22 protein-coding genes, 1 pseudogene and 1 riboswitch are annotated in these 18661 nt (G+C 67.0%); of the genes and pseudogenes, 10 read left to right on the top strand and 13 right to left on the bottom strand.

The genetic code is table 11. The features are described from left to right. The first annotated feature begins 81 nt into the window (after positions 1 to 81). Complete coding sequence (locus tag ABIC17_RS17610; RefSeq protein ID WP_274517549.1) at positions 82 to 210, top strand: hypothetical protein; 129 nt, start codon at positions 82 to 84, stop codon at positions 208 to 210. A gap of 2 nt (positions 211 to 212) precedes the next feature. After that, positions 213 to 536: an alkylphosphonate utilization protein gene (locus tag ABIC17_RS17605; RefSeq protein WP_354284053.1), complete on the top strand. Its 324-nt coding sequence runs from the start codon at positions 213 to 215 to the stop codon at positions 534 to 536. 26 nt (positions 537 to 562) lie between these two features. Here ABIC17_RS17605 and ABIC17_RS17600 read toward each other — a convergent pair. Beyond that, positions 563 to 1202: pseudogene (locus ABIC17_RS17600) on the bottom strand (family 1 glycosylhydrolase); the annotation flags it as partial. A gap of 62 nt (positions 1203 to 1264) precedes the next feature. Here ABIC17_RS17600 and ABIC17_RS17595 point away from each other — a divergent pair. Together ABIC17_RS17595 and ABIC17_RS17590 are read left to right on the top strand one after the other, a co-directional pair. Continuing rightward, positions 1265 to 1912 (top strand): substrate-binding domain-containing protein, encoded by a 648-nt coding sequence (locus ABIC17_RS17595; protein WP_354284051.1) that lies wholly within the window; start codon positions 1265 to 1267, stop codon positions 1910 to 1912. A gap of 318 nt (positions 1913 to 2230) precedes the next feature. Next, positions 2231 to 4861 carry a TonB-dependent receptor gene (locus ABIC17_RS17590; RefSeq protein WP_354284049.1) on the top strand — a complete coding sequence of 877 codons (2631 nt, stop codon included), beginning with the start codon at positions 2231 to 2233 and terminating at the stop codon, positions 4859 to 4861. Between the two features lie 59 nt (positions 4862 to 4920). Here ABIC17_RS17590 and ABIC17_RS17585 read toward each other — a convergent pair whose 3' ends face one another. The 8 genes from ABIC17_RS17585 to ABIC17_RS17550 form a co-directional block, all read right to left on the bottom strand. Further along, the gene (locus ABIC17_RS17585) at positions 4921 to 6267 is read right to left on the bottom strand and encodes a HAMP domain-containing sensor histidine kinase (RefSeq protein ID WP_354284047.1); all 1347 of its coding nucleotides are present in this window, start codon (positions 6265 to 6267) and stop codon (positions 4921 to 4923) included. Continuing rightward, positions 6264 to 6941: a response regulator transcription factor gene (locus ABIC17_RS17580; RefSeq protein WP_354284046.1), complete on the bottom strand. Its 678-nt coding sequence runs from the start codon at positions 6939 to 6941 to the stop codon at positions 6264 to 6266. Before ABIC17_RS17580 ends, ABIC17_RS17585 begins: the two co-directional genes overlap by 4 nt. 95 nt (positions 6942 to 7036) lie before the next feature. Further along, complete coding sequence (locus ABIC17_RS17575; protein WP_354284044.1) at positions 7037 to 7402, bottom strand: hypothetical protein; 366 nt, start codon at positions 7400 to 7402, stop codon at positions 7037 to 7039. A 99-nt stretch (positions 7403 to 7501) separates the two neighbouring features. Next, positions 7502 to 7921 carry a hypothetical protein gene (locus ABIC17_RS17570; protein ID WP_354284042.1) on the bottom strand — a complete coding sequence of 140 codons (420 nt, stop codon included), beginning with the start codon at positions 7919 to 7921 and terminating at the stop codon, positions 7502 to 7504. Between the two features lie 57 nt (positions 7922 to 7978). Beyond that, a complete protein-coding gene (gene flgH / locus ABIC17_RS17565) occupies positions 7979 to 8743 on the bottom strand; it encodes a flagellar basal body L-ring protein FlgH (protein ID WP_354284040.1) in 765 nt (254 codons plus the stop codon). Between the two features lie 73 nt (positions 8744 to 8816). Next, positions 8817 to 9281 (bottom strand): flagellar basal body P-ring formation chaperone FlgA, encoded by a 465-nt coding sequence (gene flgA, locus ABIC17_RS17560; RefSeq protein ID WP_354284038.1) that lies wholly within the window; start codon positions 9279 to 9281, stop codon positions 8817 to 8819. After that, the gene (gene flgG, locus ABIC17_RS17555; protein WP_354284036.1) at positions 9278 to 10060 is read right to left on the bottom strand and encodes a flagellar basal-body rod protein FlgG; all 783 of its coding nucleotides are present in this window, start codon (positions 10058 to 10060) and stop codon (positions 9278 to 9280) included. Before flgG ends, flgA begins: the two co-directional genes overlap by 4 nt. 22 nt (positions 10061 to 10082) lie before the next feature. Further along, complete coding sequence (locus ABIC17_RS17550; protein ID WP_354284034.1) at positions 10083 to 10823, bottom strand: flagellar hook-basal body protein; 741 nt, start codon at positions 10821 to 10823, stop codon at positions 10083 to 10085. Between the two features lie 122 nt (positions 10824 to 10945). Between ABIC17_RS17550 and ABIC17_RS17545 the strand changes: the two genes are divergently transcribed. From ABIC17_RS17545 to ABIC17_RS17530, 4 genes are read left to right on the top strand one after another with little or no spacing between them, the layout of a single operon-like run. Further along, positions 10946 to 11518, top strand: coding sequence for a flagellar basal body-associated FliL family protein (locus ABIC17_RS17545; RefSeq protein ID WP_354284032.1), 573 nt, complete (start codon positions 10946 to 10948; stop codon positions 11516 to 11518). Then, on the top strand, positions 11515 to 12531 hold the full coding sequence (gene fliM, locus ABIC17_RS17540; protein ID WP_354284030.1) for a flagellar motor switch protein FliM: 1017 nt from the start codon (positions 11515 to 11517) through the stop codon (positions 12529 to 12531). The genes ABIC17_RS17545 and fliM overlap by 4 nt, the downstream gene beginning before the upstream one ends. Continuing rightward, positions 12528 to 12869 (top strand): hypothetical protein, encoded by a 342-nt coding sequence (locus ABIC17_RS17535; protein WP_354284028.1) that lies wholly within the window; start codon positions 12528 to 12530, stop codon positions 12867 to 12869. Before fliM ends, ABIC17_RS17535 begins: the two co-directional genes overlap by 4 nt. Next, positions 12866 to 13375, top strand: a complete 510-nt coding sequence (locus tag ABIC17_RS17530) for a MotE family protein (RefSeq protein ID WP_354284026.1) — start codon at positions 12866 to 12868, stop codon at positions 13373 to 13375. Before ABIC17_RS17535 ends, ABIC17_RS17530 begins: the two co-directional genes overlap by 4 nt. On the opposite strand, the gene ABIC17_RS17525 is transcribed toward ABIC17_RS17530, so the two are convergent. Next, positions 13359 to 13766, bottom strand: coding sequence for a hypothetical protein (locus ABIC17_RS17525; RefSeq protein ID WP_354284024.1), 408 nt, complete (start codon positions 13764 to 13766; stop codon positions 13359 to 13361). The two genes, ABIC17_RS17530 and ABIC17_RS17525, sit on opposite strands and share 17 nt — an antisense overlap. A gap of 85 nt (positions 13767 to 13851) precedes the next feature. On the opposite strand from ABIC17_RS17525, the gene ABIC17_RS17520 reads away from it, so the two are divergent. Continuing rightward, positions 13852 to 14091 (top strand): hypothetical protein, encoded by a 240-nt coding sequence (locus ABIC17_RS17520; protein ID WP_354284022.1) that lies wholly within the window; start codon positions 13852 to 13854, stop codon positions 14089 to 14091. Next, positions 14088 to 15875, top strand: a complete 1788-nt coding sequence (locus ABIC17_RS17515) for an endoglucanase (RefSeq protein WP_354284020.1) — start codon at positions 14088 to 14090, stop codon at positions 15873 to 15875. Before ABIC17_RS17520 ends, ABIC17_RS17515 begins: the two co-directional genes overlap by 4 nt. Here ABIC17_RS17515 and ABIC17_RS17510 read toward each other — a convergent pair. The 3 genes from ABIC17_RS17510 to ABIC17_RS17500 all read right to left on the bottom strand — a co-directional run bounded on the left by ABIC17_RS17510 (position 15865) and on the right by ABIC17_RS17500 (position 18659). Beyond that, positions 15865 to 16434, bottom strand: coding sequence for a manganese efflux pump MntP (locus ABIC17_RS17510; protein WP_354284018.1), 570 nt, complete (start codon positions 16432 to 16434; stop codon positions 15865 to 15867). The genes ABIC17_RS17515 and ABIC17_RS17510 overlap by 11 nt on opposite strands. Positions 16435 to 16441: 7 nt before the next feature. Further along, positions 16442 to 16607, bottom strand: a riboswitch (yybP-ykoY riboswitch). Between the two features lie 224 nt (positions 16608 to 16831). Further along, positions 16832 to 17896, bottom strand: a complete 1065-nt coding sequence (gene flhB, locus ABIC17_RS17505) for a flagellar biosynthesis protein FlhB (RefSeq protein WP_354284016.1) — start codon at positions 17894 to 17896, stop codon at positions 16832 to 16834. A gap of 4 nt (positions 17897 to 17900) precedes the next feature. Beyond that, a complete protein-coding gene (locus tag ABIC17_RS17500; protein ID WP_354284014.1) occupies positions 17901 to 18659 on the bottom strand; it encodes a flagellar biosynthetic protein FliR in 759 nt (252 codons plus the stop codon). Between the last annotated feature and the right edge of the window lie 2 nt (positions 18660 to 18661).

The raw sequence follows: 18661 nt of genomic DNA, 5'->3' as shown, positions 1-18661 counted from the left end.
GCGCCGAACCGAATTGATGACGCACAACAGGCGGTTCGGCGCTAGGATGGCGCGGGGCCTTCCGCTCCGAAGGGATGTCCGATGGCCAAGAGCCAGAAGAAGTCGAACAAGGAAACGCGCAAGCCCAAGGCCGAAAAGGCCCCCAAGGCGAACGCATCGAACCCGACCGCCAAGGGCCAGCCCGTCGCGATGGTCAACATCAAGGGATGAGCATGGCCGACACCGAAACCGCCGCGGACGACGCCTTCGTCTATGACGAAGCCAGCGGCGAATGGGTCAGTGCAGCCGAAGCAGCCGCCACTGGCGGGGCCGACAGCAGCGTGGTCGTGGTACGCGACGCCGTCGGCAATGTCCTTGCGGATGGCGATCAGGTGACGCTGATCAAGGACCTGACCGTCAAGGGTGCCGGGCAAACGCTCAAGCGCGGCACGCTGATCAAGTCGATCCGGCTGACGGGGGACGCGCAGGAAATCGACTGTCGGTTCGATGGGATCAAGGGCCTCGTGCTCCGCGCCGAGTTCGTCAAGAAGCGCTGATACAGCGCAGACTACCGTCGCTGGGTTCAGACGAGCGCGTTGCGGCGGATCAGTTCGCGATACCAGGCGGCACTCCATTTGGGTGTTCGGACCTGGGTCGCGAAGTCGACGTAATGGATCCCGAAGCGTTTGGTGAAGCCGTCCGCCCATTCGAAATTGTCCATCAGGCTCTACAGGAAATAGCCCTTCAGGGGGTAGCCCTCGACCGTCGCGCGGTGGAACTCGGCGAGGTAGTTGCGCAGGTACATGATCCGGTCGCTGTCACCGATCCCACAATTCGCTGACCGTCCGCACTCCCCAATAAGCGACTTCGGGTCCGACATAGAGCCACGGTAACGCCATTCTCGGCGACGACGGCAAATGCGGCAACATCTTGTAGCTGCTCGGCCCCGTATCGGCGCGAACGTAATTCGGCGCTTAGATTTTGAGCGCGACGAAATCGAGCGGGCTGCCGATCGTCGCCATGTCGCCTGCCGCGACCCGCGGCGCATTCTTTCCCTCACGCACAAGATATCCGTCGGTGTAGCGCCCTTCCATGACCGCGGTCAGGAACATCGCATTCTCTTCGCGAACGGCGGTCCTGGCGGCGGCGATATACTCGGGCGTCTCGATCACGGGCACGTAGAAATTGGCATTGTCTGCGTTTCCGACCTGCGTTCCACCCCGCGCATGCTCCAGCGGAACGTTGGCAGTGTGGCGGGAGCGAACACCGCATTCTCGACGGGGTGGTGCTTGCACCGCCCGCGTCGGACCATCCCCATGTCCTCGCGCAGCTAGACGCCGCCGAAATCCGCTACGCCCGGATCGCGCCATCCCGCCAGCTCGAGCTGGGATCCTCCACCCTGCTCGCTGACGTGGTTGGGGCCCATGCGGTCGCGGCGCATGTCCTCGCATTGGGGCATCGACGCGTCGGGATCGTCAAGGACGACCTGGGCGATGCCGCCACCAACGCCCGTTTCCAGGGCTATCAACGCGCGTTCGAGGAGGCTGGTTGCCCGATGCGCCAAGCATGGATCGAGACCGGGCTGTTTACCTTTGATGGCGGCTATGCCGCCGAGCGGCGCCTGCTGGAGCGTGGCGATCGGCCAACGGCTGTCCTGGTGCAGAATGACGAGATGGCGGTCGGCGTGATGCTTGCGGCGCGCGAACTGGGGCTGTCGATCCCCGATGATCTGTCGATCGCCGGGTTCGACGACGCCGAGGTCTCCCGGATCGCCTGGCCACGCCTGACGACGGTGCGGCAGCCCGTCTTCGAGATGGCCGTTGCGGCAACCGATCTGCTGATCGCCGACCTCGAGAACCGCGAGGGCGACCGGCATACGCAGCATTCGAACACGCTGCTCATCCGGGACTCTACGGCGCCGCCACGCGCGTAGGCGCAAGACGGGAGACTGCCGACAGCCTCAGTATAGAACCATGTCACTACGCCAGTGTTTCTTCCTGCCCGCCGCCAGCGCAAAGTACAGATCCACTTTCGTGCGATGTTACTACAGTACTGTACAAGACAAAACTATCGCACTCACTCCTCAATCTATACCGGTCATCATTACAATATTTGCCAACGCGCTTGATGACGCCAAGATGACGCGCGCATACCCGTTATGTTACAGTGGGTGTAACATTGGTGACCCAATCGCTCTGTAGCGGCAGCTGGACCGGGATGAGAAAACTCTCATGGTTCAGGGGAAATCACAATGACTGTTCGATCGCGCCTTCGTTTGCAGCTGCTGCTGGGCGGCACCTTGCTCGCCCTCGCCGCTGCACCCGCTGTTGCGCAGACCACGCCCGCCGCCGATCCCGCGCAAACGGCAACGACTCCGGATGCTGCCCCGCCCGCTGCCGCTGACGATCAGCAGGGCCTTGGCGACATCGTCGTCACCGCGACACGCCGCGAAACCAATTTACAAAAGACGCCGATCTCGATCAGCGTGCTGAGCAGCCAGGGCATCGCTGATCGCCACGTCCAGAGCCTGTTCAACCTCGCCGACGGTTCGATCCCGTCGCTCCGTGTCGCGACGTTCGAAGCGCGTCAGTCGGCACTGACGATCGGCATCCGCGGCATCGTCCCCTACGACCAGAACCAGACCGCGCGGGATGGCGGCGTCGGCGTCTATATCGACGGCGTCGCGCTCGGAAAGACGCAGGGTCTCAACGCCGCATTGTTCGACATCGAGCGGATCGAAGTGCTGAAGGGCCCGCAGGGCACGTTGTTCGGTCGCAACACCGAAGGCGGCGCGCTGTCGCTCGTTTCCAAGGCGCCAAGCGGCGTACTTGGTGGCCGCGTGAACGCTGGCGTCGGCAATTACGGCAGCCACAATGCCGACCTGCATCTCGACCTGCCAAGCTTCTACAACATCTCGCTCAAGTTCGACGGGGTGTACCAGCACCAGGATCCGACCGTGAAGAACCCGCTGACGGGCTCGACCGGCTGGAACTATTATGACCGCAAGGGCGGCCGCGCCGCCGCGCGCTGGCAGCCGATCGACGGCTTCACCGCCGACTTCGCCTATGATTATGCGAAGGACGAAAACACGCCGCAGTACAGCCAGCTGATCAACTACAACCCGAACAATTATGCGGTGGGCACGTATAACGCAGCGGGCGCGCTGTTGCTCAATGGCGCTGCTTGCGGCGGCACCATCGCGGCGGGCAGCACCAAGCCCGTCTGCATCGCCCCCAAGGCCCCGCTCGTCGGCGTCCATCCCGAACGGCAATATGTCGCCGACGTCGGCGTTCCGCAGCAGCCCAGCGTCGACATCACACACGGTTTCTCGGCCAATCTGAAGTACAAACTCGCGCCGTGGATCGAGTTGCGCTCGATCACCGCATGGCGCGGCGTCAGCACCGACCAGTGGGACAATTCGGGCGGGCCGGAGCGTAGCTCGTTCGCGCCGTTCGTGCCCAACACCGCGAACCCGACCGCGATCAACACCACCGGCACGTTCAGCCGCTACAGCCTGTCGTTCCTGCGCCAGCATCAGTTCAGCCAGGAAGTCCAGGCGGTCGGCAGCATCCCGCAGTTCGACTATGTCGTCGGCGCCTATTATTACACCGAGCGCGCTTCGGAATATGCCGCCACCCCGCTGACCAACCAGTGGAACACCAACGGCACCGCCTACACCGTCCGCAGCCCGATCCCGGGCAATTCCTCGGCGATCACCGGCGCGAACTCTGGCTATCAGCAGTATGATCCGTCGTGCAACAACACGCTCGGCGCGACCGTCCCGCAATTTGCCAACAGCTGCCAGTTCATCACCCGCGCCAGCCAGGCGTCGGACCATAACTATTCGGTGTTTGGCAATCTGACCTTCACGCCCGAGGCGCTCAGCGACGTCGTCCACATCACCGCGGGTGGCCGGTGGACCAAGGATGACCGGCACGGCACGCTGTTCGTGGTCAACAACCGTTCGGATCTGGCCGCCGGGACCGGCGTCGTCGCGCCTTTCTCGTTCAAGAACAACGTCAGCCGGTTCGATCCGATGTTCAACGTCGCGTTCGATGCCACCCCCGACGTCCACCTCTACGCCAAATATGCGACCGGTTTCCGCGCCGGTGGTGCGAACGACCGTTCGCTCCAGTTCAACGCCTTTGGCCCGGAATCGGTCAAATCGTACGAAGTCGGCGCGAAGATGGACTTCCTCCAGCATCGCGCGCGCCTGAACCTCGCGGGCTACATCATGGACCGTAGCAACACGCAGTTCGACTTCGATTATTTCGACACGAACGGCTCGAGCGTGACCAACGGCAGTCATATCGAGCAGACCGTCAATGCCGGAAACAGCAAGATCCGCGGCATCGAAGCCGATCTGACGGTGAAGCCGTTCCCGGACCTGACGCTGACCGGGTCATACGCCTACACCTACTGGAAGGCACCGTCGGCGCTCAATCCGCTCGGTGGCGGGGTGCAGCAGCTCTACATCGTCTACACGCCGAACAACGCAGCATCGGGCGCGATCGATTATGTCACGCCGATCCACATCGGCGATGCAAGCGTCCGCCTGCATCTCGACGGCAATTATGCAAGCAGCCAGTACAGCTTCCAGCTCGAGCCGACCAAGACCGACGCAAGCTTCGTGATGAACGGCCGCCTCGCGCTTGCCGATATTTCGGTCAACGACCACAACAAGGTGACCGTCGCGGTCTGGGCCCGCAACCTGCTCGACACGACCTATATCTACCGTCGTTCGGCAGCGAACTCGACGCCGGTCCAGAACATCGGCGCGAATGGCCAGCTGGTCTCGACCAACTACGGCGGCATCCTCGGCGACTACGCCAACTTCAACCCGCCGCGGACCTGGGGCCTGGAGCTCTCGGCGAAGTTCTGATCCGACTTCCCGGTCGATCAAGAAAACCCGGTCCGAGCGTCATGCTCGGGCCGGGTTTTTCATGGGACATTGGGCAGCATGATGACGGCCCGAAGACCGGGTGCAGCATCCTCCAGGCGCAAGCTGCCGCCGTGCAACCGGGCGATGGCGTCGACCAGCGTCAGCCCGAGCCCATGCCCCGGTCGGTCGATCGACGATTCGAGCCGCCCGAAGCGCAGGATCACCGTGTCGTGCGCGTCGACCGGTATCCCCGGCCCGTCATCGGCCACGCCGATTTCAACCGCCGTGCCGGTCGCCCTGACGAACACGTCAATGCGGGTAGCGGCGGGCGTATGCCGGATCGCATTCTCGACCAGATTGACGACCATCTGCCGCAGGAGATGCACGTCGCCCGACAGCACCGCCGGCCCCGTCGTCTGCACGGACAGGGTATCGCCAGCGTCTTCCGCGACGGGTGCCAGCGTCTCGCCGACCTCATGGACGAGCTGTTCGAGATCGACCGACACGAAATGGCTGCGGCGTTGCCCCCCCTCGATCTCCCACAGCCGCATCAGGCTAGCGAAGACTTCCAGCACCTGATCGGTCTCGGCGAGGATCGCGCTGCTTTCATCCCCGAGCGGGGTCCCTGCCGCATGCCGCTCGAGCGCGGCGATCCGCGTCCGCAACCGCGCGAGCGGGCTCTTGAGCTCATGCGCGACGTCTCGCGCGGCATGTTTGACGTTGGCCATCAGCGCATCGATCCGGTCGAGCATCGCGTTGAACGCCATCGCCTGACGGTCGAATTCGTTGCGCGATCCGTCCACCGGGACACGGCTTGCGAGGTTACCCGCCATTACCGCATCGACCGTACGCTGCATCGCGCGCAACCGCCGGCTGACCTGCCAGACGATAGCCGCCGCACCGCCGGCAAACAGCAGTGACGCGACCGCCAGCCCAACCCATTGCGCCTGGAACAGCCGCGCGTCGAACGCATCGACGACGTCATTGTCGGACACGATCGCCAGCGTCGCCCCGTCCGCGACACGTTTCACGAACGCGCGCCCGTGCGTCACCCCGTCGACGCCCGCGCCATCGCCGAAATCCGAATAGCCCACTGGCGGAATGGCGGCGAGGCGCAGGTCGCCCGCAACGTGTCGCCCCGCGCGGTCCCGCAGCAGGAACATCAGATCGGCGCTTTCGTGCGCGCGCTCTTTCGTCCGGATGCGCCGCGCCATTGCCGCGATAGATCCATCCTGGGCGTCGCCGGTCACTTCATGCGCCTCCAGCGCAAGCCGACGGTCGACCTCGCGGTTGAGCGCATCGTGGATGATGACGTAATTCGCCCCCCGCACCGCCAGCAGCACGGCCACGATCACGCCGACATACAGCAGCATGATCGCGCGCAACGACCGCGGGCGGAAGCTCATCCGTGATCGACGATCATGTAGCCGACGCCGCGGATCGTCGCGATCGGGTCACTCTCCCCGGCCGCGCACAATTGCGCGCGGACACGGCGGATATAGGATTCGACGATGTTGGTGGCGGGCTCGAAATCATAATCCCACACCGTCTTGTAGAACATCTGACGGGTGACGACGCTGTTCTTGTTGCGGATGAGTTCGCACAGCATCTGGAATTCGAGCTTGGGCAGGCTGAGCACGCGCCCCGCCCGTACCACGCGATGCTTGATCTCGTTCACCTCGATGTCGCCTGCGCGCATCACGCCGTGATCGTTGGTGCGCGCAGACCGGCGCAGGATAGCCTTGATCCGTGCCTCGATCTCGACCGGTGCCGCGGGCTTGACGAGATAGTCGTCGGCGCCTGCGTCGAGTCCGATCAGCCGCTGATCGAGATCGCCGAGCGCGGTCAGCATGACGATCGGCACCAGCACACCACGGTCGCGCAGCGCGCGGGCGACGCCGATACCGTCGACATGCGGCAACATCACGTCGAGCAGGATCGCATCGAACGGCTCGTCGGTTGCCTGGAGCAACGCCGCCCTGCCGTCCGAGGCGACGACCGTGTCATGTCCGAGGTCGGCCATGTCGCTGACCAGCATCCGTGCCGCGCGGGCATCGTCTTCGACGACCAGAAGGCGCATGTTCGATGGTTCCTGACGCAATTACCGTCGAAGCCATCGGCTTTTCGTACGCCGGTTACAAATGCATTGTCATCGGCACCGCAACGGTGCGCGGGTCACACCGCTATGCGGGACGAACAGGTCGGCAGCAGCGGAAGGTCGGGCAGGCCAGGAAGCGCATCGACCCAGAAGTCGTCGGGCTGGCATCCGGGAACCGGCGTCGATCGCAGGAACGTCGCGGGATCACACAGAACGGCGAGACAGTCCGCGAACACGGGCGCTTCGGGGGGACCGATCGTTTCGTGGACCATCTCGTCGGTCGTCTCGCCATCCTCGAGCAAGCGCGCCCGAGCTGCCGACCACAGGACAATGCCATCCTCCAGTACGAACGTCAGCGTCACGCGGAACTGCGGCTGGGGACCGACGCTGTGATGCGACCCGTCCCGCGTGCTGTCGAACGACTTTCGATCAAAAGCGTACATTTCGTACTTCCTACCAGAACAGGCCGTGCAACGACGTTACCTTGTATGAAGGTCAGTAAGGTTTGCCTATATAGCAGAAACACGGTGGCTTATCGCGACCTATTGCAGCGCGTAACGCTGCATCAAGGCGGGGTCTGCACGACCATGTGCAAGTACCAGACACAGTTCGGCAAAGAGCCGGTCCCATAACGTGCAGGGGATCGACAGCGGATGCCCGGCCTGGTGCGTATCGATTTCGATCCGGCTGACCGGATCGACTTCGAGCCGCAGGGTGGCACTCCACGTCCCGAAGATCCGTTCGTCGGGGAGCAGGTCGGGCACTGCGAGTCGCGCGGACATGACGAACCCCCACAGCACTTCGGCACCGTGGAGATCGAGCGTCGCCTGCGGCTGGCCCGCCACGTCCGGGCGCTGCACCACGATCCGTGCGCCCGTCGGATGCCGCTCGGCGCGCAATCGCAGCCGCAACCCCAGCGCATCGATGATCTCGCGGACCCGGGGAAGACCATCGTTCTGCATATGGCTATCTTAAGCGGTTGCCGCCGGGTTCGGGCGCGCGCCGCCGCTTAAATGGTGTCAGAACGGGAACAACGCATCGTAGATCTGCTGGCCCCAGCGTGCCTGTTGCGCGTCCGACAATTGCCCGCGGCCGCCATAGCTGATCCGCGCCTCGGCGATCTGCGAATGGAGCACCGAATTGTCGCGCGCGATGTCCTGCGGGCGGACGATACCGGTGACGATCAGCTCGCGCAGCTCGTTGTTGACGCGCACTTCCTGCCGCCCGCGCACCGTCAGGTTGCCATTGGGCAGGACGTCGGTGACGATCGCGGACATCGTCATGTTGATCGTCTCGGACCGGCTGATGTTGCCGCCACCCGCGGATTGCGACTTGCTGTTGGTGCTCGCGAGGTTGGTCGGGTCGATGCTCTTGGGCAGCAGCTTCTGCAGGCCCAGCAGGCTGCCGACGCTGGCGTTCTCGGAGCCGGTGCGGTTGCGGGTGGTATTGTTGCCGACCTCGGCCTTGTCGGCGATGTTGATGCGGATCGTCAGGATGTCGCCGGTCCGCGTCGCGCGCTGGTCGCCGAGGAACGCCGCGGCGCCGGCGCGGAACAGCGAGGCGGTCATCGGGCGGGTCGGCGTGGCGGTGTAGGCCGTTCCCGGCGTCCGCGCCTCGCGGCGGAGTGTCGCGCCCGCCTGCCCTAGCGACGGTTCGGCGGCGATATTGGTGGTCGCTTCGGTCGGCGACATTCTCGGCGCCTTGCCGATCGTCTGCAGCCGCCCGACCGCGCCGCAACCCGACAGCAGCAGCGCGCCGCCCGCCAGTACAAAAATGGTCTTCATTGCACATATCCCCTGTTAGTTAGATTTCGGGGCCCCACCCCCAATTCGTAGAAAGTGCCGTATTTTCTGTTACTTACGGCCCGACCAGCACCAGCCCGCTCGCCGCCGCGACGCCGTCCAGCGTGCGCGCGGTCGATGCCGCGACGACGCGGACCGGCTCGCCCGAGCCTGCGCTCGCGAGCGCGCGACCGCTGGTGGTGATCAGCAGCCCGCGGCTGCGATAGGCGATCAGCACGGGCTCACCGCGCCGGACGAGGCGCGGCGTCACCACATCGGTGATCCGCACGACGCTGCCGGGCGCGAGCCCGCGGGTCGCCTCCTTGCCGTTCGCGTCGGCGGGCTGGAGCGCGCCCCGCGCCTGGCCGACCCCGCGGTCCTCGTAAGTAAAGTCCTCTGCGGAAAGGATAGTCCCCTGCGCGACCGGATGCGCGAGCACCGCGACCGAGACCATCGCCGGCCGCACCGCGGGGACCACGCCCTGCGCCGCCAGCGGGCTTGCGACCGCGCCGAGCAGGAGAAGCGCGATCCGCGCGGTCATCGCAGCTGGCTCGTCGTCGCGAGCATCTCGTCCGCGGTCTTCACGACTCGGCTGTTCATTTCATAGGCGCGCTGCGCGGTGATCAATGCGGTGATCTCGGACACCGGATTGACGTTCGACGCCTCGATGAAACCCTGCTGGATCGTCCCGAACCCCGGCTCGCCCGGATTGGCGAGCGTTGCCTGTCCCGAGGAGGCGGTCTCGAGGAACATGTTCCCGCCCTGCGCCTCGAGCCCGCCTTCATTGACGAAGGTCGCGAGCTGCAACTGGCCGACCGTCTGCAAATCGGGCTGGCCTGCGAGTTTCACCTGCACCAGCCCGGTCTTGGACACGCTGACATCGACCGCTTCGGGCGGCACGGTGATCCCCGGCTCGACCGGCAAGCCGTCCGCCGTCACGAGCTGCCCCTGATCGGAGACCTGGAACGAGCCGTCGCGGGTGTAGCCGGTCTCGCCCGAGGGCAAGGTGACGGGGAAATAGCCGCGCCCCTGCACCGCGACATCATAGCGATTGTCGGTCTGCGTCAGCGCACCTTGCGTCGCGATGCGGTACACCCCGCCCGTCTTGACGCCCGCGCCGATCTGGATCCCGGTCGGCACGCGATTGTCGCCGCCCGCCGCCGCACCGGGGCGCGACACCTGTTCGTACAGCAGGTCCTGGAATTCGGCACGCTGCCGCTTGAACGCCGTCGTGTTCATGTTGGCGATGTTGTTCGAGATGACATCGACGTTGGTCTGCTGCGCGAGCATTCCGGTGCCGGCAATCGATAGGGAACGCATAGGGGTCTCCTGAGAAAAAGGGTCAGCCGAAGCGGCCGAGCTTGTCGATCGCGGCCTTGCGCATGTCGCCGATCGCCTCGCTCATCTTCATGCTGGTCTGATAGGCGCGCAGGATCTCGACCATGTTGGTCGTCTCGACGATCGGCTGGACGTTCGATCCTTCGATCCCGCCGCTGCGCAGCTTGGTTTCGGCGGCGGTCAACGCGCGGCCACCGCTCGCAGTAAACAGCCCGTCGCCACGCGGATCGACGCCCGCCTCATTGTCGAACACGGTGACTTCGATCCGCCCGAGCGCCCCGGTCGTTCCGCTCACCGTCCCGTCCGGCCCGATGCTGAGCTTGCCGAGCTGATCGGGCGGGATCGCGATCGGTCGCCCACCCTCGCCGCGCACTGGCAAGCCGCCCGCGGTGACGAGCGACCCGTCGTCGCCGACCTTGAGATAGCCCGCGCGCGTATAAGCGGTGGTGCCGTCGGGCGCGTCGACCGCGAGATAGCCGGAGCCGTCGATCATCACGTCGATCGGGTTGCCGGTCGGCTGGAACCCGCCCTGCGCAGTGTCATGGACCGCGCCCTGGTCGAGCACCAGCGAGGTCGTCCGAATGGGGTCCTCCGGCTCGCCGGTCTTCTCGACATATTCGCGGAACACCGGGTCCTCGCGCTTGAACCCCGCGGTCGACACGTTCGCGAGGTTGTTCGCCGCGACGTCCATCCGGCGGCGCAGCGCCTGTTCGTGGCTCAGCAATACAGTCGAGGATATGTCCACCCGGTCGTCCTTCGGGAAATCGCATTTTTCCGCCGCTAGGCAAAAACTGCCCGGCTGCCCTCCTATAATAGGCGGGAATTGCCGGGGCGGTCGCCGCCGGGGTGCCAAGAGGGGATGCGATCATGAGCAAGCACGAGAAGGCGACCGAGACGCCCGCGAGCCCGGAGGGTGGCGACGCGGACGGTGCCGCGCCCGCGCCTAAGAAAAGCAAGAAACTGATCCTGTTCGGCGCGGTCGGCGCGGTGCTGTTGCTCGGCGGCGGCGGGGGCGCGTGGATGTTCCTGGGGAGCAGCAAACCCGCGGCGGAAGCGGGCGCGGAGGGGGGACACGAAGCGCCGGCCAAGGAAGAGGCCAAGAGCGAGCATGGCGGCGGCGAGGAAGGCAAGGAAGGCGAAGCGTTCGTCGACGTGCCCGCGATGGTCGTCAACCTGCGCAGCGCCGACGGGTCGGCGCGCTTCCTCAAGGTGCATTTCATGCTGGTACCGGGGGAGAAGGCGACCGCCGAACAGATCACCACCAAATTGCCGCTGCTGCTCGATGCGTATCAGCCGTTCCTCCGCGAGCTGCGGCCCGACGATCTCGGCGGATCGGCGGCGGTGTTCCGGGTGAAGGAGGAAATGCTCGTGCGCGCGCATCAGGTGCTCGGGGACGAGATGGTCAAGGACGTCCTGATCCAGGACCTAATCCAGCAATGAGCATCGAACTCGAAGATTTCGACCTCCCCGAACCGCCGGTCGCGCTGTTCGACGGCGATGCGCTGCTCGGCCAGGCGGATATCGATGCGCTGTTCGGCGACATGGGGACGCCGATCGACCCCAAGCAGGGCCTGCGCGCGGTCATCGAATCCGACGTCATCAGCCATGAGCGGCTACCGATGCTCGAGGTCGTGTTCGACCGGATGGTGCGGATCTTCGCGACGTCGATGCGCAACCTCACCTCGGACGCGATCGACGTCAGCCTGGAGGAGGTCAACTCGGTCCGCTTCGGCGACTTCCTCAGCCGGGTTGCGCTGCCCGCGATGATCGGGGTGTTCCGGATCGAGGAATGGGAGAATTACGGGCTGGTCACGGTGGATTCGGGGCTGATCTATTCGGTCGTCGATGCGCTGCTGGGTGGCCGGCGCGGGGGTGCGACGGTGCTGATCGACGGGCGCGGCTTCACCACGATCGAAAGCGATCTGGTCGCGCGAATGCTGCGCACCGTGCTGTCGGACATGAGCGCCGCGCTCGCGCCGATCACCCCCAATACGATGAAGCTCGAACGGATCGAGACCAGCCCGCGCTTCGCGACGATCGCGGGATCGACCAACATTTGCGCGGTCGCGACTTTCCGCGTCGACATGGAGGATCGCGGCGGGCGGTTCAGCATCCTGCTGCCCTACGCCACGATCGAACCGGTCAAGCATCTGCTGGGGCAGCGCTTCATGGGCGAAAAACTCGGGCGCGACGGGATCTGGGAACCGCACATGACCGCGGAGATCCGCAAGACCAACGTCAGCGTCGACGTCGTGCTCGGCGAACGCCTGCTCCCGCTCGAGACCGTGCGCGATTTCGCGGTGGGCCAGACGATCCCGCTCCACCGCGGGCCGGACGATCCGCTCGATCTGCAATGCGGCGGCGTCACGCTCGGGCGCGCGCAGATCGGACAACGTTCCAACAACATTGCGGTCCGGATGATGACCGACATAGCCAGGGGACCACGGTTATGAGCTTCGCAACGATCGCCAATTTGCTGACGATGGTTATGTGCATCGCGGTGTTGATCCAGAGCCAGCGGGTCAAGCGCGCGCTCGACACGATCCGACACGGGGATCTTGGGCAGGTCGTCGCGGCGCTCGACCAGTCGACCGTGCAGGCACGGATCGTGCTGTCCGAACTGAAGGGGACGCTGTCGTTCGGCAGCGGGCAGGTCGCCGCCGCGGCGGACGCGCGCGCAGTGCTCGACGAATTGCGCGTGATGATCGACATCGCCGACGCCAGCGCCGAACGCCTCGTCGCCGCGGCCTCGGCCAATCGTGCGGTCGACGTCGCGGAGGACGCGCTGTGACGATCCGGATTCCGTTGCTAACGCTGACCGCCGCGATGGCGGGGATCGCGGCAGTCGGCAATGCCGTCGCCGCTGCCGCGCCCGCCGAACCTGCGGCGGACAGCCGCCTCGGACTGTCGGTGCAGCAGGATCTGGCCACCCGCGACCGGCAGGCGGCGAGCCGCCAGCAGGCGCTCGACCTGCGCGAACAGGCGGTCCGCGCGAGTGCCGCGCGGATCAAGGCGGAGCTCGAGGCGAGCCGCGCGGCGGCGCAACCGGCGGCTTCCGGCGGCGCGCAGGATGCAGCGCCCGACAGCTATGCCGATCTTGCGAGCATCTATCAGGCGATGAAGCCCGCCAAGGCGGCGATCGTGTTCGAACAGCTCGATCTCGACGTGCAGCTCAAGGTTGCGCGCAAGATGCGCGAGCGGTCGACGGGGATGATGCTTGCGGCGATGACGCCCAAGGGGGCTGCGCGGCTGACGATGGCGATGGCACGCGCGCCGCGCGTTACTGCCGCGCGCTGACGTCGAGGATCAGGACCTTGCGGACGTGCGGGTCGACCGTGCGGGCCGCATCGGTCAGCGTGCGCGACAGCAGCGCGGCATCGATCGGCGTGAAGGCGGACACGTGCAGCCGCGCGAATTCGAGCCCCGCCGACAGCACCGCGTCGCGAAACATCGGTGCGTGCGCCGCCGCGCCCGCGCCCTGTGCCGGATCGGCATAATCCAGCGCCGTCTGGATACGGAGGGTACCCGCAAAGCGGCCGCCGTCGAAGATCGGCACGCGCAATTCGGCGATGGAAACGACCGACGCCGCCCCGCCGCCGCCGCCTTCGTTCCCGGCGGCGGGCGACGCCGCGAGCGCGAGCGCCAGCAACGGCCCCGCGCGGAGGATCGAACGGGGAAAGCGCGGCATCGACAGGATCTCCGAGGGGCCAACGCCACCCGTGGCGCGGCCCCGCGTCTATAATAGAGGCTCCGGACAGCAGGCGGGTAACGCGATGAGTCATGACCAGAAACCGGCGCGGGTTCGCGTCGTCAATGCAGCCCGGCCGCCTGCCACCGCAGGGGCCACGGGAACTGCCAGTGCGGTCAGCGGTGACGCGGGCGCAGCGGGGGCGGACGCCGCCGCTACTTCTGCCAAGCCAGCCGGCGGCGCGCGCGCGTCGCTGCTGATGGGCGGGTTGTTCCTCGTCGCCGCCGCGATCGGTGGCGCCTGCGCGGCGCTGTTCCTGCCATGAACCGGTCGCGCCTTTCGATCCTCGTGCTGTCGCTCGCTTTGATCGGCAACGCACCGCCCCCCGCGCCGGTGGAACACGGCGCGCCCGCGGAACACGCCGCACCTGCCGCGCCGCCGCCCCGACCGTCCCCGTCGCAACGGATCGCACCCTTCGCCGCGCAGCTCGCGGAAAGCCCGCTTCCCGCGCTCGACGGACGCTGGCCGAGCCAGTCCGACGCCGCCGCCTGGACCGCCATCGCACGCTCCACGCCGCAGACACGCCAGCCCGCGCGCTGGGCGCTGGCGCAGGCGCTGATCGCGCGCGACCGCATGGCGGAGGCGGCAGGCGTGCTCGACACGATGCTCGCGGACGACCCCGCGCTCGCGCTGACCGCGCCATGGCAACTCGCGCACGGCGTGGTGCTGGCGGGGATGGAGCGCCCGGCGGAGGCGCTCCATGCGCTCGACACGCCGCTGCTCGTCGCGCATCCCGAGGCGTGCGCGTGGCGCGTGCGCGCAGGCTTGGCGACGCAACAGATCGCGCTGGCCGCGGGGGCGATGCGCTGTGCGGTGCCCGCGCTGTCCGGGCGCAGCGTGGCGGCGCGGCGGCCGTTCCTGCTCGCCTTTGCCGATGTCGCGCTGGCGAGCGGCCATCCCGGCGACGTCGCCCGTATGCTGGCGGCGCTCGGCGACCCCGATTCCGCCGCCAACCTGCGCCGCGCGCGCGCGGCCATGGCGCTGGGCGACCGCGCGGGGGGCCGCTTGCTGCTGCAACGCGTGATGCTCAGCGGCACGCCGCCCTTGCGCACCGAGGCGACGCTCGCGCTGATCGAGGATCGCTTTGCCACCCGCGAACTGACCCCGGCGGCGGCGGCGCACGACCTCGACGCGCTCTCCTTCTGGCGCGGCGGGCCGATCGAACGCGGCGCACTGACGCTGCGCTGGCGGATCGCGGAGGCCAGGCACGATTCCCGCGCGGCGCTGGCGGCTGGGGCGACGCTGTTCCGCTATTTCGATCTGGGTGACCAGACCGCGCCGACCTTGCTGCGGCTCCAGACGTTGCTCGGCGGGCTGGTCGATTCGCCCGATGCAGGCAAGATCGGTGTCGCGGCGGGGGTGTTCTGGGACTATCGCGATCTCCTCCCCGGCGGCGGCGAGGGCGAGACGATCGCCGCGCGGCTCGCCGACCGGCTGGCGGGCGCGGGGCTGTACGCGCGTGCGGCGGACCTGTTGCGCTTCCTGCTCGACCGACGCGCGCCCGATGCCGCGACCGGGCCGCTGTCGATCCGCGTTGCCGAACTCGACTTGCTCGCAGGGGCGCCCGAGCGATCCTTGCGGACGCTACGCGCGGGGCAGGCGATCGTCTTCCCCGCGGACATTACCGCGCGCCGCCGCACGATCGAGGCGGCCGCACTTTACCGGCTGGGCAAGGCGGACGAAGCGCTCGCCTTGCTCGACGGTGCGCCCGGGAGCGCGGAGCTGCGCGGCGACATCCTGTGGCAGAAGCGCGACTGGGGCGGGTTCGCCGCGAGCAACGCCGCCACGCTTCCCGCGCGCGCCGCCAGCGAAGCGGACCAGACGCGCGTGCTGCGCCAGGCGGTTGCCTTGTCGCGCACCGGCAACCGCAGCGCGCTGACCGCGCTGCGCACGCGCTATGCCGCGGGGTTCGCGCGCCTGCCGACGCACGATGCGTTCGACTATCTGACCGCGCCCGCCGCGACGCTCGATCCGGCGAAGGCGGACAAGGCGTTCGCCCGGCTCGCCACGCTCGACGCGCCGCTCCCGCTGACCGAACTCATGCGCTGAGGTGCTGGTACAGGATCGACCCGCCGATCACGACCAGCACGACCCCGCCGAGAATCCCCGCATAGCGCCCGAGATACGGCCCGACATGCCGCCCGAGCAGCATCCCCGCGGTTGCCAGCACGGTCGTGATCCCGCCGATGACGAGACACGCGACCCACAGGTTGACGTCCATCAGCGCGAGCGAAATGCCGACCGCGGCGGCATCGATGCTTGTCGCGATCGCGGTGACCGCGAGCCGCCAGAAGCCGAGATTGCCCGCACCCTCGAGCGCGGGGGTATCGTCCTGCCCGACCGCCTCGCGGATCATGTACGCGCCGACCGCGAACAACAGGCCGAACGCGACCCAGTGATCGTAATCCGCGATCCAGTCGTTGAGCATGTAGCCGAGGAAATAGCCGATCGCGGGGGTAAGCGCCTCGAAGAAGCCAAACACTGCGCCGACGCGCATCGCATCCCACCAGCGGCTCTTTTGATCGGTCGCGCCCTTGCCGAGCGCGGCGGCGAACGCGTCGACGGACAAGCTCGCGCCGAGGGCGCCGAGCGTCAGAATTCCAGGCATGAGTGATCCTTGGGGCCAGATAACCAGATGACTCGCGGACCCCGGGCCACAGTTCGGGGGAAAGCGGTCATTGGTCTTGCCGGGCAAACCTAGGTCTGCTGCCATCGCCATGCCCCGGTCGGGACAAGCATGTTGACGATGGCCCCGCGTGTGCGCGGGTGGCTACTCCCCAAGAGCGAGGCCGCGAGATAAGCGATCACTGTGATCGGATCAACCCGGTGCGGGGTTTCGCGCTTCCGCGACAACGGAGGGGACAAGGTCTTCCCCTCCCTATTGCTTCCCCGGCGAAGGCCGGGGCCCAGTCGCGCAGGTTTTTGTAAGGGAACGCAGCGCCTGATCGTCTCAGGTTCCGCTCCTGGGCCCCGGCCTTCGCCGGGGAAGCGCATCAGGCTGTCCCTCACCCGCGTTCGCGCGCGAGTCGCAAGACGTAGCCGATCACCTCCGCCACCGCGGCATAATGTTCGACCGGGATCGTACGGTCGATCTCCGCGCTAGCATGCAGTGCGCGCGCAAGCGGGCGGTTCTCGACCAGCGGGACGCCCGCCGCTGTGGCGACTTCGCGGATTCTGAGCGCGACCGCGTCGGTGCCCTTGGCGACGACGATCGGCGCGGACCCCTTGCCGTGATCGTAGCGCAAAGCCACCGCAAAATGCGTCGGGTTGGTGATGACGACGCTGGCGGTCGGCACCGCCGCCATCATCCGCCGCCGGGCGCGCTGCATCCCGATCGCGCGGATCTTCGCCTTGATCTTGGGGTCGCCTTCCTGCTGCTTATACTCGTCCTTGATCTCCTGGAGCGACATCCGCATCTTCGCCATCCAGCTGCGGCGCTGCCAGACGAAGTCGAACAGCGCGATAGCCCCGACGAGGATCGCGACCGAGCGGATCAATTGCGCGACGAGCCCGCCCGCGACCGTCGCGACACCCATCGGACTCACCCCCACCAGCGTCTCGAACCCCGGTACGAACGGGCGCAGCGCGACCACCGCGATCGTCCCCACGCCGATCAGCTTGGCGAGCGTCTTGGCAAATTCGACCAGCGCGCGCGGACCGAGCAGCCGCTTCGCCCCCGCGATCGGCGACAGCTTCGACCATTTGGGCGCGATCCGCGACCACACCAGCATCGGGCGCGCCTGCACCACCCCGCCGACCAGCGCGCACCCGACGAGGCACGCGAACAACGGCAGCAGCGCGGTAAAGGTCGCGCCGAACAGCGCGGTCAGCAGCGCGTGCGCGCCGTCGGGCGCGAGCGGGACCGCGTCGGCATTGCCCCACAGCTGCGCGAGGCCCGTGCCGAGCCGCGCGAACGCGATCGTCCCCACGCTCCCGGTTGCGATCAGCATCGCGATGAAGCCGAAGGCGTGACGCAGCTCGGGGGCCTGCGCGACGTCGCCCTTCTTGCGCGCGTCGCTCAGCCGCTTTTCGGTTGGATCGTGAGTCTTCTGGTCCTTGTCCGCGGCCATGCGATCAGCCCCAGATGCGCTGCATCGATTGCGCCATCGCGGCGGCGAAAGCGGTGAGCGTCGCCCCCGCGGTGCTCGCGACGATGCCGAGGCCGAGCAGCAGGTTGAGCGGCTGCGCGATGAAGAACAACTGGATGCTCGGCGCGACCCGCACCGCGAGCCCGAGCGCCACGTTGAACACGATTCCGTAGACGATCAGCGGCGCGGCGAGCGACACCCCCAAAGTCATCGCGTCGCCCGCGACCCGCACCGCAAGCTGCGCGAGATCGGCCGCGGGGAGCACCGTGCCGACCGGAAACGCGCTATAGGATTTGATCAGCCCGCCGATCCACAGATGATGCACCCCGCTCGCCATGCACACCACCGCCGCCGCGACCGCGAGGAAGCGCGACACTTCGGGCGCGCTGCTGCTTTGCGCAGGGTCGAAGATGACCGCCGAGGACAGCCCGACTTGCAGACTGATGATCGACCCCGCAATCGAGATCGCGAGGAACATCAGGCGGATCACCAGCCCGAGCGCGAGACCGGTGCCGAGTTCGGCGGCGATCACCCCGGCAAGCGCGGCATCGCTGCGCCCTGCCAGCGGCAGGACCGCGGGCGACAACAGCCCCCACAGCCCGAGCGTCATCCCGCCTGCTGCGAGCAGCCGTATCCGCGGCGGGATCGCGTCTTCGGAAAAGACCGGGAGCAGCATCAGCACCGCGCCGACGCGCGCGAACAGGATCAGGAAGGCGGTCGCCTGGAGCGGGAAAGCGTCGAGCACGC

Source organism: Sphingomonas sp. PvP056 (assembly GCF_040549155.1).
In the GTDB taxonomy this organism is placed as follows: domain Bacteria; phylum Pseudomonadota; class Alphaproteobacteria; order Sphingomonadales; family Sphingomonadaceae; genus Sphingomonas.
Note: the sequence above shows the minus strand (reverse complement) of the source record. Positions and strands in the feature narration are given on the sequence as shown.